Below are 14,066 nucleotides of genomic sequence, written 5' to 3'. Positions count from 1 at the left end.
CGAACGGCTTCGGAGGGCCCCGGGCGACCCCGCGCGGTCAGTGCGTCAGATCCCAGTCCACCGGTTCGGCGCCCATGGCGGCCAGCGCCTCGTTCGCCTTGGAGAAAGGTCTGGATCCGAAGAATCCGTAGCGCGCGGACATCGGGCTGGGGTGCGCGGATTCGATGACCGTCGCGTGCGTGAGCAGCGGCTTGAGGGTCTGCGCCTTACGCCCCCAGAGAATCGCGACGAGCGGACGGGGATCGCCGTGCTCGTCCACGCGCGCGTCGAGCTGCCGGATCGCCTCGTCGGTGACGGTCTCCCACCCCTTGCCCGCGTGGCTGTTGGGGCGTCCGACGCCGACGGTGAGGCACCTGTTGAGCAGCATGACGCCGCGGCGCGTCCACGGCGTCAGGTCGCCGTTGGGCGGCATCGGCACGCCGAGGTCGTCGACCAGCTCGCGGTAGATGTTGACCAGGCTGGGCGGCAGCGGCCTGACGTCCGGCGCCACGCAGAAGCTCAGGCCCACGGGGTTGCCCGGGGTGGGGTAGGGGTCCTGGCCGACGATGAGGACCTTGATCGAGTCGAAGGGTATGGTGAACGCGCGCAGGATGTTGCGGCTCGCCGGCAGGTACGGACGTCCGGCGGCGATCTCGCCGCGCAGGAAGTCGCCCATGCGGTGGATGTCCGGTTCCACGCCGGCGAGGGCCCGCGCCCAGCCCGGCTCCACGAGTTCGCTCAGGGGTTTGATCATGCGCCCCACTGTAATCGCGGGATCGCACAACGGGAAGCCGTGGGTACGCCGGGGGCGGGATGCCGCTAGACTGGCCAATAGTCCCGAACTGGAGGAGCATCACCATGTCCAACGAGAACCTCACGCCCGATGAATTCGACAACCCGCCCGCGGGCCCCGTGGGCGTGCACCGCGGCCCCAAGTCGGTCGGCGCGCGCATGCTGCCGTATCTGGTGGTGCTGCTGGTGGCGGCGGTGTGCGGACTGGGCGTGTGGACGCTGACCTCCGGCCTGCTCGAGGGCGGGCGCATGCCCTGGCAGAGCGACGCGGGCGCCACGACGTCGCTCGCCGCGCCGTCCGCGGCCTCCTCGTCGTCCTCGGCCGCCGCATCGTCCGCGGCCTCGTCCGAGGCGACGTCGGGCACGTCGGCCTCGCCGTCCGCCACGGCGTCCTCCTCCTCCGCGGCGGCGTCATCGTCCGCATCCTCCGCGTCGCCTTCGTCGACTGCCTCGTCGTCCTCGTCGTCGGCCGCGGCGACCGTGGACAAGTCCAGCTCGGTGCTGGTGCTCAACGGCACCGGACGCAGCGGATACGCCGCGCAGAAGGTGAGCGTGCTCGAATCCGCGGGATACACCAACGCCACCGCGGGCAATCCGCGCAACCGCAGCACCCTGCCCGACTCGTCCGCCGTGTGGTACCAGAGCGAGGCCGACAAGGCCACCGCCGAGGACGTCGCCAGGCAGCTGGGCATCGACGCGGTGTCCCAGATCTCCGGTGCGAGCGCCCCGGTCGTCGTCGTCCTGATGAAGTAGCCGCCTGAGCGGCGCCTCCCCGCCGACCGCCGCGCCGAGCGGAGGTCGGTGTTTCTTTCCTTCGCCCATCTACAATGATGATGCCGAACGTGGGCGTAGGGAGGTAGTTGGAACCCATCGCCTGATCACATTTTCATGGGGAAAGAAGTTGATATGGCGCAGGGCACCGTCAAGTTTTTCAGCGCTGGCAAGGGTTATGGTTTCATCACACCGGACGGGGGAGGGGACGACGTCTTCGTGCATTTCTCCGTCATCCAGGCCGAGGGGTTCCGCAGCCTCGACGAGGGCGACCGCGTGGAATACGAGGCCGAGCGGACGCCCAAGGGCATGCAGGCCACCAAGGTGGTGAAGATCGGCTGACGCCCCTTGCGGCGCAGCGGAACGAGGCTCCCCGCGGGGAGCCTTTTCCATGCCCGGCCGCCGTCCGCGTCCGCGCCGGTTCATGCCCAGAGCGCAAACGCCGACGCCGATGTTGGCACTCGGCGGCGGAGAGTGCTAATGTCGCAGTTAGCACTCGGGGAGCGAGAGTGATAACCGCGACGCAGCTGACGGCGCCGCGGACGCGCGCTTCCCGCGGTGGAACATCATTCAACGGCCATGTTGGAGGAAAGCAAAATGGCAAAGATCATTGCGTACGACGAGGAAGCTCGCCAGGGAATGCTCGCGGGTCTGGACAAGCTCGCGAACACCGTCAAGGTCACGCTGGGCCCGAAGGGCCGCAACGTCGTGCTCGACAAGACCTACGGCGCGCCGACCATCACCAACGACGGCGTGTCCATCGCCAAGGAGATCGACCTCGACGATCCGTACGAGCGCATCGGCGCCGAGCTGGTCAAGGAAGTCGCCAAGAAGACCGACGACGTCGCGGGCGACGGCACCACCACCGCCACCGTGCTGGCCCAGTCCCTCGTGCATGAGGGCCTGAAGAACGTGGTCGCCGGCTCCAACCCGATCGCGCTGCGCCGCGGCATCGAGAAGGCCACCGAGGTCATCGTCAAGGAGCTCGTCGCCGCCGCCAAGGACGTCGAGACCAAGGACCAGATCGCCGCCACTGCCACCATCTCCGCCGCCGATCCCGAGGTCGGCGAGAAGATCGCCGAGGCGCTCGACAAGGTCGGCCAGGACGGCGTCGTGACCGTCGAGGACAACAACCGCTTCGGCCTGGACCTCGACTTCACCGAGGGCATGCGCTTCGACAAGGGCTACATCGCCCCGTACTTCGTCACCAACGCCGACGACCAGACCGCCGTGCTGGAGGATCCGTACATCCTCCTGACCTCCGGCAAGGTCTCCAGCCAGCAGGACGTCGTGCACATCGCCGAGCTGGTCATGAAGACCGGCAAGCCGCTGCTGATCATCGCCGAGGACGTCGACGGCGAGGCGCTGCCGACCCTGATCCTCAACAACATCCGCGGCACCTTCAAGTCCTGCGCCGTCAAGGCCCCGGGCTTCGGCGACCGCCGCAAGGCCATGCTGCAGGACATGGCCATCCTCACCGGCGCCCAGGTCGTCTCCGACGAGCTCGGCCTCAAGCTGGACTCCGTCGACGTGTCCGTGCTCGGCCACGCCAAGAAGGTCATCGTCTCCAAGGACGAGACCACCATCGTGCAGGGCGCCGGCTCCAAGGAGGACATCGACGCCCGCGTGGCCCAGATCCGCGCCGAGATCGAGAACACCGACTCCGACTACGACCGCGAGAAGCTGCAGGAGCGTCTGGCCAAGCTGGCCGGCGGCGTCGCGGTGATCAAGGTCGGCGCCGCCACCGAGGTGGAGGCCAAGGAGCGCAAGCACCGCATCGAGGACGCCGTGCGCAACGCCAAGGCCGCCATCGAGGAAGGCCTGCTGCCCGGCGGCGGCGTGGCCCTCGTCCAGGCCGCGGCCAAGGCCGAGTCCGACGAGGCTGTCACCTCGCTGACCGGCGAGGAGGCCACCGGCGCCGCCATCGTGTTCCGCGCCATCGAGGCCCCGATCAAGCAGATCGCCGAGAACGCCGGCGTCTCCGGCGACGTGGTGATCAGCAAGGTTCGTTCGCTGCCCGACGGCGAGGGTTTCAACGCCGCCACCGACACGTACGAGAACCTGCTGGCCGCCGGCGTGACCGACCCGGTGAAGGTGACCCGTTCCGCTCTGCAGAACGCCGCCTCCATCGCCGGCCTGTTCCTGACCACCGAGGCCGTCGTGGCCAACAAGCCGGAGCCGAAGACCGCCGCTCCGGCCCAGGGCGCCGACATGGGCTACTGATCGACGGACCGAGGAATCGGAACGCGACGTGAGCATGGACCGGGACATCCGGTCCGCTGATCGTCGATGATCGACGGGGCCGCCGTCCGACCGCAGTCATCCGCATGATGACCGCCGCCGGACGGCGGCCCCGTCTTCGCGTATCCGGGCGTATCCGGGCATGCCGAGGCGCGAACGGCGGACGGGTGCCGTCAGCCGGCGGCGAACAGACGCGCCGCCTGCATCTCGGCCTCGGAGTACACCACGGAGGCCTGCGCCAGCGCGTGCTGGATGGCCTCCAGCGACTGCTCCATCTGCTGCTGGGCGGCCTGCCACTGCTGCGCCACCGCGTTGAACTGCGTGGCCGCGCCGCCGCGCCACACGCCCTGCAGGGCCCCCAGGTTGGCGACCATGCCGCTCACCGCCTGCCGGATCTGCGTGACCGAGGCCTGCACGGCGGCGCTGGAGGACTGAATCTGTTCGGAATCCACTTGGTACTGTGGCATCGCTGTTTCCTTTCGTCGAGGGTGATGGGGAAGGCGACGGTCCGGACAGCCGCTATGGTTGAGGGTATGTCACAGCGAGCCTTCAGCACCCCGAAAACGAGCAATGTGGTCGAATGTGCCCCCATCGGCGCCGGCATGGCGTGTCGCGGCGCACGTTCGACCACAGGCGTCCCCTCCGGACGTCTCGCGGCCCTGATCGGCGCGCTGCTGGCGACGGTCCTCGTCCTGGGGATGCCGGCCGGCGCGGCGTTCGCCGACGACCCCACGCCGGCCGCGACGACGTCGGCCGCGGCGGACACCTCGGCATCCGCGTCGGCGTCGTCCGACGGCGGCCAGACCGAGATCACCGTCACCGATTCGATCACCGACACCGAGAACCTGCTCGGCGGCGACGTCGCGGCCGTGACCGACGCCATCGACGCGACCAGGCGGGACACCGGCGTCATCGTCAAGCTCATGTACCTGCCGAAGTTCATGGAGGGCGTGGACCCGGAGCAGTGGGCGAGCCAGGCGCTGGAGTCGACCCAGCCCGAGCCGAACACCGTGCTGCTCGCCGTGGCCACGCAGGACGGCAACCTCGTGGTGGCGGTCTCGTCGAACTCCGACGAATGGCTGAGGAAGAAGTCCACCGTGGACAAGCTGTCCGAAGCCGCGGTGGGGCCGATTCTGGCGAACCAGTCCGACCCCGACTGGGCCGGCTCCGCGCAGGGCATGATGCAGGCCATCGCCACCGCCAAGAAGACATCCGTCTCGTCCACGGCCACCACCATCGGCGTCGTCGCCGTGGGCGCCGGCCTCGTCGTGGTGATCGGCGTGTGCGTGGCGGTCTACGTCATCCACCGCAGGCGCGGCCGCAGGCACGCGGGCAGGCGGGCCGGGCTGCGCGGCAGGGGCCGGGGAACGTCCGCGTCCGCGCGCAGGACGGGCGCGTCGTCCGGCTCGGGACGCCATCGCCGCCATGCGTCCGCCCCGGCGTCGCGGAGGCGTTCGGCGCAACCCACGAAGACTCCAGACGACATTCAGGAAACCTCCAGTCTGGGGGACCACTCTGGAAATCATGAGCAAGCCAATTGAAGCGAAGATCGTTGTTGTCGATGACGAGCCCTCCATCCGCGAGCTGCTCGTCGCATCCCTGCATTTCGCCGGCTTCGAAGTCGCGACCGCCGCGTCGGGCTCCGAGGCCATCGAAGTGATCGAGAAGAACCAGCCGGACCTCGTCGTGCTCGACGTCATGCTGCCGGACATCGACGGATTCACCGTCACCCGTCGCATCCGCCAGGAGGGGATCGACGCCCCGGTGCTGTTCCTCACCGCCCGTGACGACACGCAGGACAAGGTCATGGGCCTGACCGTCGGCGGCGACGACTACGTCACCAAGCCGTTCAGCCTCGAGGAGGTCGTGGCCCGCATCCGCGCCATCCTGCGCCGCACGCGCGAGCAGGTGGAGGACGATCCGATCATCCGCGTCGCCGATCTGGAGATCAACGAGGACTCCCATGACGTGACGCGCGCCGGCCAGCCCATCGAGCTGAGCCCCACCGAGTACAAGCTGCTGCGCTACCTCATGGACAACGAGGGACGCGTGCTCTCCAAGGCGCAGATCCTGGACCACGTCTGGCAGTACGACTGGGGCGGCGATGCGGCGATCGTCGAATCGTACATCTCGTACCTGCGCAAGAAGGTCGACGGACTGGAGGTCACCGACGAGGACGGCACCAGGCACAAGGTGGCGCCGCTCATCCAGACCAAGCGCGGCATCGGCTACATGATCCGCGAGCCCAAGGCCGCGTAGCGCCGGCGCGCCGGCAGACGTTGCACGTGGTGATGGGAAGGAGTCCGCGCGCCATGGCGAAGGCCATTCGTCCGAACGGTCATTTCGACCGCATTCCGCTGAGCACGAAGCTCGTCGTCATCATCTTCGCCCTGCTGTTCGTGGGATGCGGGACCATGACGTTCGCCATCCGCCAGATGGTGGCGGGGTATCTGGTCGACCGCCTGGACAACCAGCTGACCAGCCAGATGCAGATGGTGCTGTCCAACGCCGACAAGCTCAGCCAGCAGGTGCCGGCCAACTCGCTGGGCGCCTCGAGCTTCTTCGTGCAGATGCGCGACGCCAACAACGAGATCCTCACCGCGACCGGCTCCAACAACGAGTCGGTGCCGGTGGAGTCCATCCCGCTGCTCAAGTACGACATCGTCTCCACGCCGCTGCTGCCCGCGTCCGGGCAGATGGGCAACGTCACGCTGAACAGGCCGTTCAGCGCCCCCGCCTACGTCGACATGCCCGAGTCGCTGCGCAACGCCGGCAAGGACACGCTCACCAACGAGCAGCGCGAGGTCATCGCCAGCGCGCAGGCCCCGTGGCGCGTGGTGGCGGGCAAGTGGAAGAACGACGCGGCCGGCACCTCCGGCATCTTCTACATCGGACTGTCGATGGGCGACCAGATCTCCACCGTCCAGACCATCACCGAATACTGCCTGATGATGAGCGTGGCGATCATCGTGCTCGGCGTCAGCGCCGGCTCGCTGGTGGTGCAGCACACGTTCAAGCCGCTCAAGCACATCGAGAAGACCGCGGCCAAGATCGCCGCCGGCGACCTGAGCCAGCGCGTGCCCGACCTCCCGGAGAACACCGAGGTCGGCTCGCTGTCCGCCTCGCTCAACGCCATGCTCTCGCGCATCGAATCGAGCTTCCACGAGCAGGAGGCGACCACGGAGAAGATGAAGCGGTTCGTCTCCGACGCGAGCCACGAGCTGCGCACGCCGCTCGCCGCCATCCACGGCTACGCCGAGCTGTACAAGATGCAGCGCGACTATCCCGGCGCCGTGGAGCGCGCCGACGAGGCCATCGAGCACATCGAGAAGTCGTCCACCCGCATGACCGTGCTCGTCGAGGACCTGCTCTCGCTCGCCAGACTCGACGAGGGACGCGGCATCGATCTGACGCAGCAGGTCAACCTCACGTCCGTGGTGGCGGACGCCACCGAGGACCTCCACGCGCTCGATCCGGAGCGCACGATCATGACCGGCGGCGTGACGCTGGCCATGATGACGCCGCACGGCGGAGACGCGGACGCGCCCAAGGTGGCGTGCCTCGCCTTCACGCGCGGCCCCCTGCCCGAGGTCCGCCTGACCGGCGACTCCTCGCGCATCCGCCAGGTCATCACGAACATCGTCGGCAACCTCCACCGTTATACGCCCGCCGACTCCCCGGTGCAGGTGGCCGTGGGCAGGTGCACGGCGGCGATCACGCCGCAGGCGCTGGCCAAGATGCCGTCCTCCGACGCCTCGCTGTCGCGGTTCATCGAGGCGCTGCAGATCTCGCAGGGCACGAACTCCGGCACCGACTACGCCGTCGTGCAGGTCGTCGACCACGGTCCGGGCGTGCCGGCGGACAAGCGTCCGCAGATCTTCGAGCGCTTCTACACGTCCGACCCCTCGCGCGCCCGGCAGAAGGGCGGCACCGGTCTGGGCCTGGCCATCGCGCAGTCCGTGGTCAAGGCGCACCGCGGCCTCATCTGCGCCACCGAGACGCCGGGCGGCGGCCTGACGTTCACGATCGTGCTGCCCACCGGTACCGTGTCCGAACCGCCGGCGGACCTCACCCAACCGATGCGCAAGAAGTCCGGCTGGTCGCTCAGCGGCGACCGGCAGCGCTCCCGCCAGCAGCGGCAGGGGCATTCCGCTGAGCGCGGCCACGACGGGCGCGTCCGCGAGCTTCCGCCCGCGGCGGGCGGAACGGCCGAGACGACGGGGACGGCCGGGACGGCGAACGCGGAGTCCGGCGCGGGCGCCGAATCCTGACGGCCGCGCGGCCGATCCGCCCGCCCGGGGTCTGTCAGCGCCCGTGATGTATACTGGATAGCCGGTTTTGATAGGAGCAGGCAGGGGCTTGCACGGGTGACGAGTGGAGGTTAGCGATGCCCAGCGGTCGTGTGCGTTGGTACGATGCCAACAAGGGATATGGATTCATTGCCGAGGACTCCGGCGCGGACGTGTTCCTGCCGTCGGCGGCCCTGCCCGCGGGCGTCACCACGCTGCGCAAGGGCACCAAGGTGGAGTTCTCCGTGGTGGACGGCCGCAAGGGCCCTCAGGCCATGGGCGTGAGCGTGGCGGCCTCGGTGCCGTCGCTCGTCAAGGCCACCCGTCCGAAGCCGGACGACATGGCCGCCATCTGCGAGGACCTCATCAAGCTGCTCGACTCGGCCGGCAACACGCTGCGCCGCCACCGCTATCCGTCGCAGGTCGAGTCGAAGAAGCTGGCCACGCTGCTGCGTGCCGTGGCCGACAACTTCGACGTGCAGGAATAGTCGTCCTTGGCGGCGCGGAGGATGGCGATGGAAGCAACGGAACGTGAAGGTGGGCTGATGCCGGATACGACGCTCGATCCCCAGGCGATCGCACAGGCGGTCGCGTTCGAGACCGCGGAGAACGAGTCCGAGGTCGGCGACTTCGTCGGCGGCATCGAGCTGGGCGACGGGGTCACCGACTTCCGCTTCGTCTCGAAGGTGCGCGGCTACGAGGGCTGGCAGTGGTCGGTGACGCTGTACCACGACGAGGAGCTCGACCATTGGACGGTCAACGAATCCACGCTCGTGCCCACCGACGCCGCCCTGATGCCGCCCAAGTGGGTGCCATGGAAGGACCGTCTGGAACCCACCGATCTTTCGGTGACGGATTCGATCGGCACCGATCCGGACGATCCGCGCATGGAACCGGGCGTCACCGATTCGCAGATGCGCGACGTCGTCGACGCTGCGCAGGCCGAACGCGATGCCGCGCAGGCCGAACGCGACGTTGCCGGGACGGACGGCGGTTCCCCCGAGACGGATCCCGATGCCGTTCCCTCCGCCGACGAGACCGCCGCGGATGCGGATACCGATGGCGGAGCCGGGGCCGATGCGGTGGACGCCGCGTCGACGTCGTCCCCCGAGGACATGGCCGAGGCGATCAGCGAGTTTGATCTGTCCCGTCGCCACGTGCTCAGCCCGCTGGGCCGTTCCCAGACCGCCAAGCGCTGGTACGAGGGCCCGCACGGCCCGAAGGCGCTCTCCACCAAGACCGCGGGGGGACTCGCCTGCGAATCCTGCGGGTTCTTCATCCCGCTCAAGGGCGAACTCAACCTCATGTTCGGCGTGTGCGCCAACAAGTGGAGTCCGGACGACGGCCGCGTGGTCTCGCTCGACCACGGCTGCGGCGAGCACTCCGAGATCGATCCGCCCGAGCCGAGCCGGCTGTGGGTGCAGTCCAAGCCCGCCTTCGACGACCTGCACATCGACGTGGTGGCGCAGCGTCCCCGCGACGAGCATGGCGAGATCGAGCTGCTCGAAAGACTGGGCGAGGGCAACCAGCTCGCCCGCATGGACGGCGATCCCGAGCCCGAGACGGAGCCCACGGACGGGACCGGCGACGAGGACAACGGCGGCACGGGGCTCGACGGCGTCGGGCACGGCGACGCCGAGCCGGTCCGCGACGGATCCGAGGCGCCGGACGGGGAGACGTCCGCTCCGGCCGAAGCGGACGCGGGGGATGTCTCCGGGGTCGACGCGGCAACCTCCGATGCGGCCGGCGGCGACGCCGCGACGGATCCCGGCGAGGGTTCCGTCGGGACCGCCGGAACCGACGGGGACGTGGCGCCCGCGGGGACGGACGACGACGGCACGGACGATGCCGAAGAGGACGACGTGGCCACGGACGCGGACATCGACGCGCAGACGGTGCCCGACGAGGACGCCTCCGACGAGGAGATCGCCGAGCACGCGGCCGTTCCGGACTCCCCGGAGCTGGAGACCGTCGTCGATCTGACCGAGACCGCGCCCGAACCGGGCGAGGCGGACGATGCGGAGGACGCGGACGCATCCGCCGACGAGGATGAGACCGCCGGCGACGAACCCGCCGATGATGCCGGACGCGGATCGGAGGAGTAGCGCCGCACGGCGGAACGAACGGACATATGGATGGGCCCTTCCCGGAACTGATCCGGGAAGGGCCCATCCGCGTCACGGGCGTGCGGAACGCGCCGCCACACCCGTGCGCACGGCTCAGTGCACGACGGTGACCGTGCACTCCGCGAAGTTCACGATCTGCTTGGAAACCGAGCCCAGGAAGTGCGCATCGAGCCCGGACAGACCGCGCGAGCCGACCACCAGCCAGCTCGCGTAGCGGGACGCGCTGATCAGTCCCTTGGACGCCGGGATGTGGAAGGCGTGCGTCTCGACGGCGACGTCGTCGGGGATCGGCACCTGCTCCACGGTCCGGCGCACGATCTCCTCGGCGCGGCGCTGCCCGGCGTCGATCGGCGCGATCGCGTTCTCGTATCCCGGCACCGTGCCCAGATCCTTGAGCTGCCAGCAGAACATCACGTGCAGCGGACGGCGGTGCACGTGCGCCTCGTGCGCCGCGAACGCCAGCGCATGGCGACTGGTGGGGGACCCGTCCACGCCCACCACCACCGGACGACGGTCCGGACGGACCGTCTGGCGGTGATGTTCGGCGGGATGCTCGTCGGCGGGCGCCAGCGCGTCCGCGATGCTGTCCTCGACGTTCAGCGTTTCGTCGTCCACGATGCGGACCACGGTGACCGGCGACTTGGAGGCCTCGGCCAGCGACGCCGACAGCGACCCCAGGAACCAGCGGGCCACGCGCCCCAGGGAACGGCGTCCCACCACGATCTGCTGGGCGTCGCTGCCGATCTGCAGCAGCGCGGACGTGCCCGTGGCCTTGACGGAGGTCAGCTCCAGGTTGTCCGGGTCGAAGTCGATGCCCTCGCTCGCGCGCTCGACCCACGAACGCAGCGCCGCGGCGATGTCGCGCCGCATCGCGTTCCACGCCTCGTCGCTGTCAGGCTCCGCGCCCATGTCCCATGAATGCGTCCATCCGAAGACGGCGTTCACCTTCTGGCCGGTGATGCCGGCCTCCTTCAATGCGAATCGCAACGCCGCGAAGGACTCGTCGGAACCGTCCACGCCGACCACGATGTCGGCCAGACGGTTCGCAGTGTGCTCGTACTGCGTCATCGTCCACCTCCCTTAGATGTGTGACAGTTCCAAGCATATCGGTCTTTTTCCCGCTGTGAGCGCAATCACACGGACGCGGCGAATAAACGTCACCGAGCATCGGTAGAGTATTGAGGAGTTTCACAGGAAGGACAAGCATGTTCGAACGGTTTACCGACCGTGCGCGGCGCGTCATCGTGCTCGCGCAGGAGGAGGCCCGAGCCCTTCAGCACAACTACATCGGCACCGAGCATCTGCTGCTCGGTCTGATCCGCGAGGGCGAGGGCGTCGCCGCCAAGGCGCTGGCCTCCAAGGGGGTGGAGCTCGACGCCACCCGCAAGCAGGTCGAGGAGATGATCGGCAAGGGCAACGCGGCTCCGAACGGCCACATTCCCTTCACGCCGCACGCCAAGCAGGTGCTCGAGCTGAGCCTGAGGGAGGCGCTGCAGCTGGGCCACAGCTACATCGGCACCGAGCACATCCTGCTCGGCCTCATCCGCGAGGGCGAGGGCGTGGGCACGCAGGTGCTCATCAAGATGGGCGTGGATCTGGGCGAGCTGCGCACCGCGACGATCGACATGATCCGCGGCAACGCCGGCTCCGGCTCCGAATCCGGCAAGGGCGATCTCGCCAACGCCGGCGGCGTGCAGAACAAGGCGAGCCAGACCGGCTCCGCCATCCTCGACCAGTTCGGTCGCAACCTGACCGCCGAGGCGGCGGCGGGCAAGCTCGACCCGGTCATCGGCCGCTCGGAGGAGATCGAGCGCGTCATGGTCGTGCTGTCGCGCCGCACCAAGAACAACCCGGTGCTCATCGGCGAGCCCGGCGTCGGCAAGACCGCCGTCGTGGAGGGGCTCGCGCAGAAGATCAACGCCGGCGACGTGCCGGAGACCCTCAAGGGCAAGCAGGTCTACTCGCTGGACCTCGGCTCCATGGTGGCCGGCTCCCGCTACCGCGGCGACTTCGAGGAGCGCCTCAAGAAGGTGCTCAAGGAGATCAAGACGCGCGGCGACATCGTGCTGTTCATCGACGAGATCCACACCATCGTGGGCGCGGGCTCCGCGGACGGCGCGCTGGGCGCCTCCGACATGCTCAAGCCCATGCTGGCGCGCGGCGAGCTCCAGACCATCGGCGCCACCACCACGGACGAGTACCGCAAGTACATCGAGAAGGACGCGGCCCTCGAACGCCGCTTCCAGCCGATCCAGGTGCACGAGCCGACGATCGCCGAGACCATCGAGATCCTCAAGGGTCTGCGCGAGCGCTACGAGAACCATCACCACGTCACCATCACGGACGGCGCCCTGCAGTCCGCGGCGGAGCTGTCGGCCCGCTACATCCAGGACCGCAACCTGCCGGACAAGGCCATCGACCTGATCGACGAGGCCGGTGCGCGCCTGCGCATCAAGCGCCTCACCGCCCCGCCCGAGCTCAAGGAGCTCGACTCCAAGATCGCCAAGGTCTCGGACGACAAGGACAAGGCGATCAAGGACCAGGACTTCGAGAAGGCCGCCGAGCTGCGCGACAGGCAGGAGAAGCTGGAGGCCGAGCGCAAGGAGAAGGAATCCTCCTGGCGCGAAGGCGAGTCCGACGTCAAGATGGTCGTGGACGAGGACGTGATCGCGCAGGTGATCAGCTCCACCACGGGCATTCCGGTGTTCAAGCTCACGCAGGCCGAATCCAAGAAGCTCATGGGCATGGAGGCCGCGCTGCACAAGCGCATCATCGGCCAGGACGAGGCCGTGGCCGCGCTGTCGCGCTCCATCCGCCGCGCCCGCGTGGGCCTCAAGGACCCGAAGCGCCCCACCGGCTCGTTCATCTTCGCCGGCCCTACCGGCGTGGGCAAGACCGAGCTGGCCAAGACGCTCGCCGAGTTCCTGTTCGACGACGAGGATGCGCTGATCCGCGTGGACATGTCCGAGTTCTCCGAGAAGTACCAGGCGTCGCGCCTCTTCGGCGCGCCTCCGGGATACGTCGGCTACGAGGAGGGCGGCGAGCTCACCGAGAAGGTGCGCCGCAAGCCGTTCTCCGTGGTGCTGTTCGACGAGATCGAGAAGGCCCACCCGGACATCTTCAACACGCTGCTGCAGGTGCTGGACGACGGCCACCTGACCGACGGCCAGGGCCGCAAGGTGGACTTCAAGAACACCATCATCATCCTCACCACGAACCTCGGCTCCAAGGACATCGCCAAGTCGGCCACCACCGGCTTCTCGCTGGGCAGCAACACCGAGTCGAGCTACCAGCGCATGAAGGATCAGGTGAGCGCCGAACTCAAGCAGCAGTTCCGCCCCGAGTTCCTCAACCGTCTGGACGACATCATCGTGTTCCGTCAGCTCACCGAGCCGCAGGTGCGCCAGATCGTCGACCTCGACGTGTCGCTGCTCAACAAGCGCCTGTTCGACCGCCACATGGCGCTCGAGCTCACGGACAAGGCCAAGGACCTGCTCGCGGAGAAGGGCTTCGACCCGCTGCTGGGCGCCCGTCCGCTGCGTCGCGTGATCCAGCGCGACATCGAGGACGCCATTTCGGAGAAGATCCTCATGGGCGAGCTCAAGGACGGCGAGAAGGTCGTCGTGGACGCCGAGGGCGAGGGCATTCTGGGCGAGTTCACCTTCAGGGGCGAGCAGTTCGATGAGGCTGCCGCCGGTGACGGCAAGACCGCTGCCGAAGGCGACGCGAACGCCGACGCCAAGCCCGAGCTGGTGGGCGCCGATGCGTCCGCGTCGTCCTCCACGGATGGCGGCGAGACACCGCAGCCCGCAGGCGAGTGACGTCGCGCTGACGACGCCGTGATCAGGGGCCGGTTCCGCAAGGAGCC

11 protein-coding genes and 1 pseudogene are annotated in these 14,066 nt (G+C 68.6%); 9 read left to right on the top strand and 3 right to left on the bottom strand.

What is annotated here, in order from left to right; all coding sequences use genetic code 11:
- Positions 1–37: 37 nt before the first annotated feature.
- A complete protein-coding gene (locus G1C96_RS02655; protein ID WP_169275072.1) occupies positions 38–733 on the bottom strand; it encodes a uracil-DNA glycosylase in 696 nt (231 codons plus the stop codon).
- A gap of 104 nt (positions 734–837) precedes the next feature.
- Here G1C96_RS02655 and G1C96_RS02650 point away from each other — a divergent pair, with 104 nt between their 5' ends.
- The 3 genes from G1C96_RS02650 to groL all read left to right on the top strand — a co-directional run bounded on the left by G1C96_RS02650 (position 838) and on the right by groL (position 3,765).
- Complete coding sequence (locus G1C96_RS02650; RefSeq protein WP_169275071.1) at positions 838–1,524, top strand: LytR C-terminal domain-containing protein; 687 nt, start codon at positions 838–840, stop codon at positions 1,522–1,524.
- Between the two features lie 153 nt (positions 1,525–1,677).
- Positions 1,678–1,884, top strand: coding sequence for a cold-shock protein (locus G1C96_RS02645; RefSeq protein WP_169275070.1), 207 nt, complete (start codon positions 1,678–1,680; stop codon positions 1,882–1,884).
- A 255-nt stretch (positions 1,885–2,139) separates the two neighbouring features.
- Positions 2,140–3,765 (top strand): chaperonin GroEL, encoded by a 1,626-nt coding sequence (groL, locus tag G1C96_RS02640; RefSeq protein WP_169275069.1) that lies wholly within the window; start codon positions 2,140–2,142, stop codon positions 3,763–3,765.
- A 191-nt stretch (positions 3,766–3,956) separates the two neighbouring features.
- Here groL and G1C96_RS02635 read toward each other — a convergent pair whose 3' ends face one another.
- Positions 3,957–4,250, bottom strand: coding sequence for a WXG100 family type VII secretion target (locus tag G1C96_RS02635; RefSeq protein WP_169275068.1), 294 nt, complete (start codon positions 4,248–4,250; stop codon positions 3,957–3,959).
- Between the two features lie 105 nt (positions 4,251–4,355).
- Here G1C96_RS02635 and G1C96_RS02630 point away from each other — a divergent pair, with 105 nt between their 5' ends.
- The 5 genes and pseudogenes from G1C96_RS02630 to G1C96_RS10435 all read left to right on the top strand — a co-directional run.
- A complete protein-coding gene (locus G1C96_RS02630; RefSeq protein WP_169275067.1) occupies positions 4,356–5,324 on the top strand; it encodes a TPM domain-containing protein in 969 nt (322 codons plus the stop codon).
- The gene (locus G1C96_RS02625) at positions 5,308–6,042 is read left to right on the top strand and encodes a response regulator transcription factor (RefSeq protein ID WP_169275066.1); all 735 of its coding nucleotides are present in this window, start codon (positions 5,308–5,310) and stop codon (positions 6,040–6,042) included. Before G1C96_RS02630 ends, G1C96_RS02625 begins: the two co-directional genes overlap by 17 nt.
- Positions 6,043–6,095: 53 nt before the next feature.
- Positions 6,096–8,054: a sensor histidine kinase gene (locus G1C96_RS02620; protein WP_169275065.1), complete on the top strand. Its 1,959-nt coding sequence runs from the start codon at positions 6,096–6,098 to the stop codon at positions 8,052–8,054.
- A gap of 116 nt (positions 8,055–8,170) precedes the next feature.
- Positions 8,171–8,560, top strand: a complete 390-nt coding sequence (locus tag G1C96_RS02615; protein ID WP_169275064.1) for a cold-shock protein — start codon at positions 8,171–8,173, stop codon at positions 8,558–8,560.
- A 57-nt stretch (positions 8,561–8,617) separates the two neighbouring features.
- A pseudogene (locus G1C96_RS10435) lies at positions 8,618–9,554 on the top strand (DUF3027 domain-containing protein); the annotation flags it as partial.
- A gap of 737 nt (positions 9,555–10,291) precedes the next feature.
- On the opposite strand, the gene G1C96_RS02605 reads toward G1C96_RS10435, so the two are convergent.
- Positions 10,292–11,266: a universal stress protein gene (locus G1C96_RS02605; RefSeq protein WP_169275062.1), complete on the bottom strand. Its 975-nt coding sequence runs from the start codon at positions 11,264–11,266 to the stop codon at positions 10,292–10,294.
- 137 nt (positions 11,267–11,403) lie between these two features.
- Between G1C96_RS02605 and G1C96_RS02600 the strand changes: the two genes are divergently transcribed.
- A complete protein-coding gene (locus G1C96_RS02600; protein WP_169275061.1) occupies positions 11,404–14,019 on the top strand; it encodes an ATP-dependent Clp protease ATP-binding subunit in 2,616 nt (871 codons plus the stop codon).
- Positions 14,020–14,066 lie beyond the last annotated feature (47 nt).

Source organism: Bifidobacterium moraviense, from assembly GCF_012932365.1.
GTDB lineage: Bacteria > Actinomycetota > Actinomycetes > Actinomycetales > Bifidobacteriaceae > Bifidobacterium > Bifidobacterium moraviense.
This window is presented reverse-complemented; position numbering and strand designations above follow the sequence as displayed.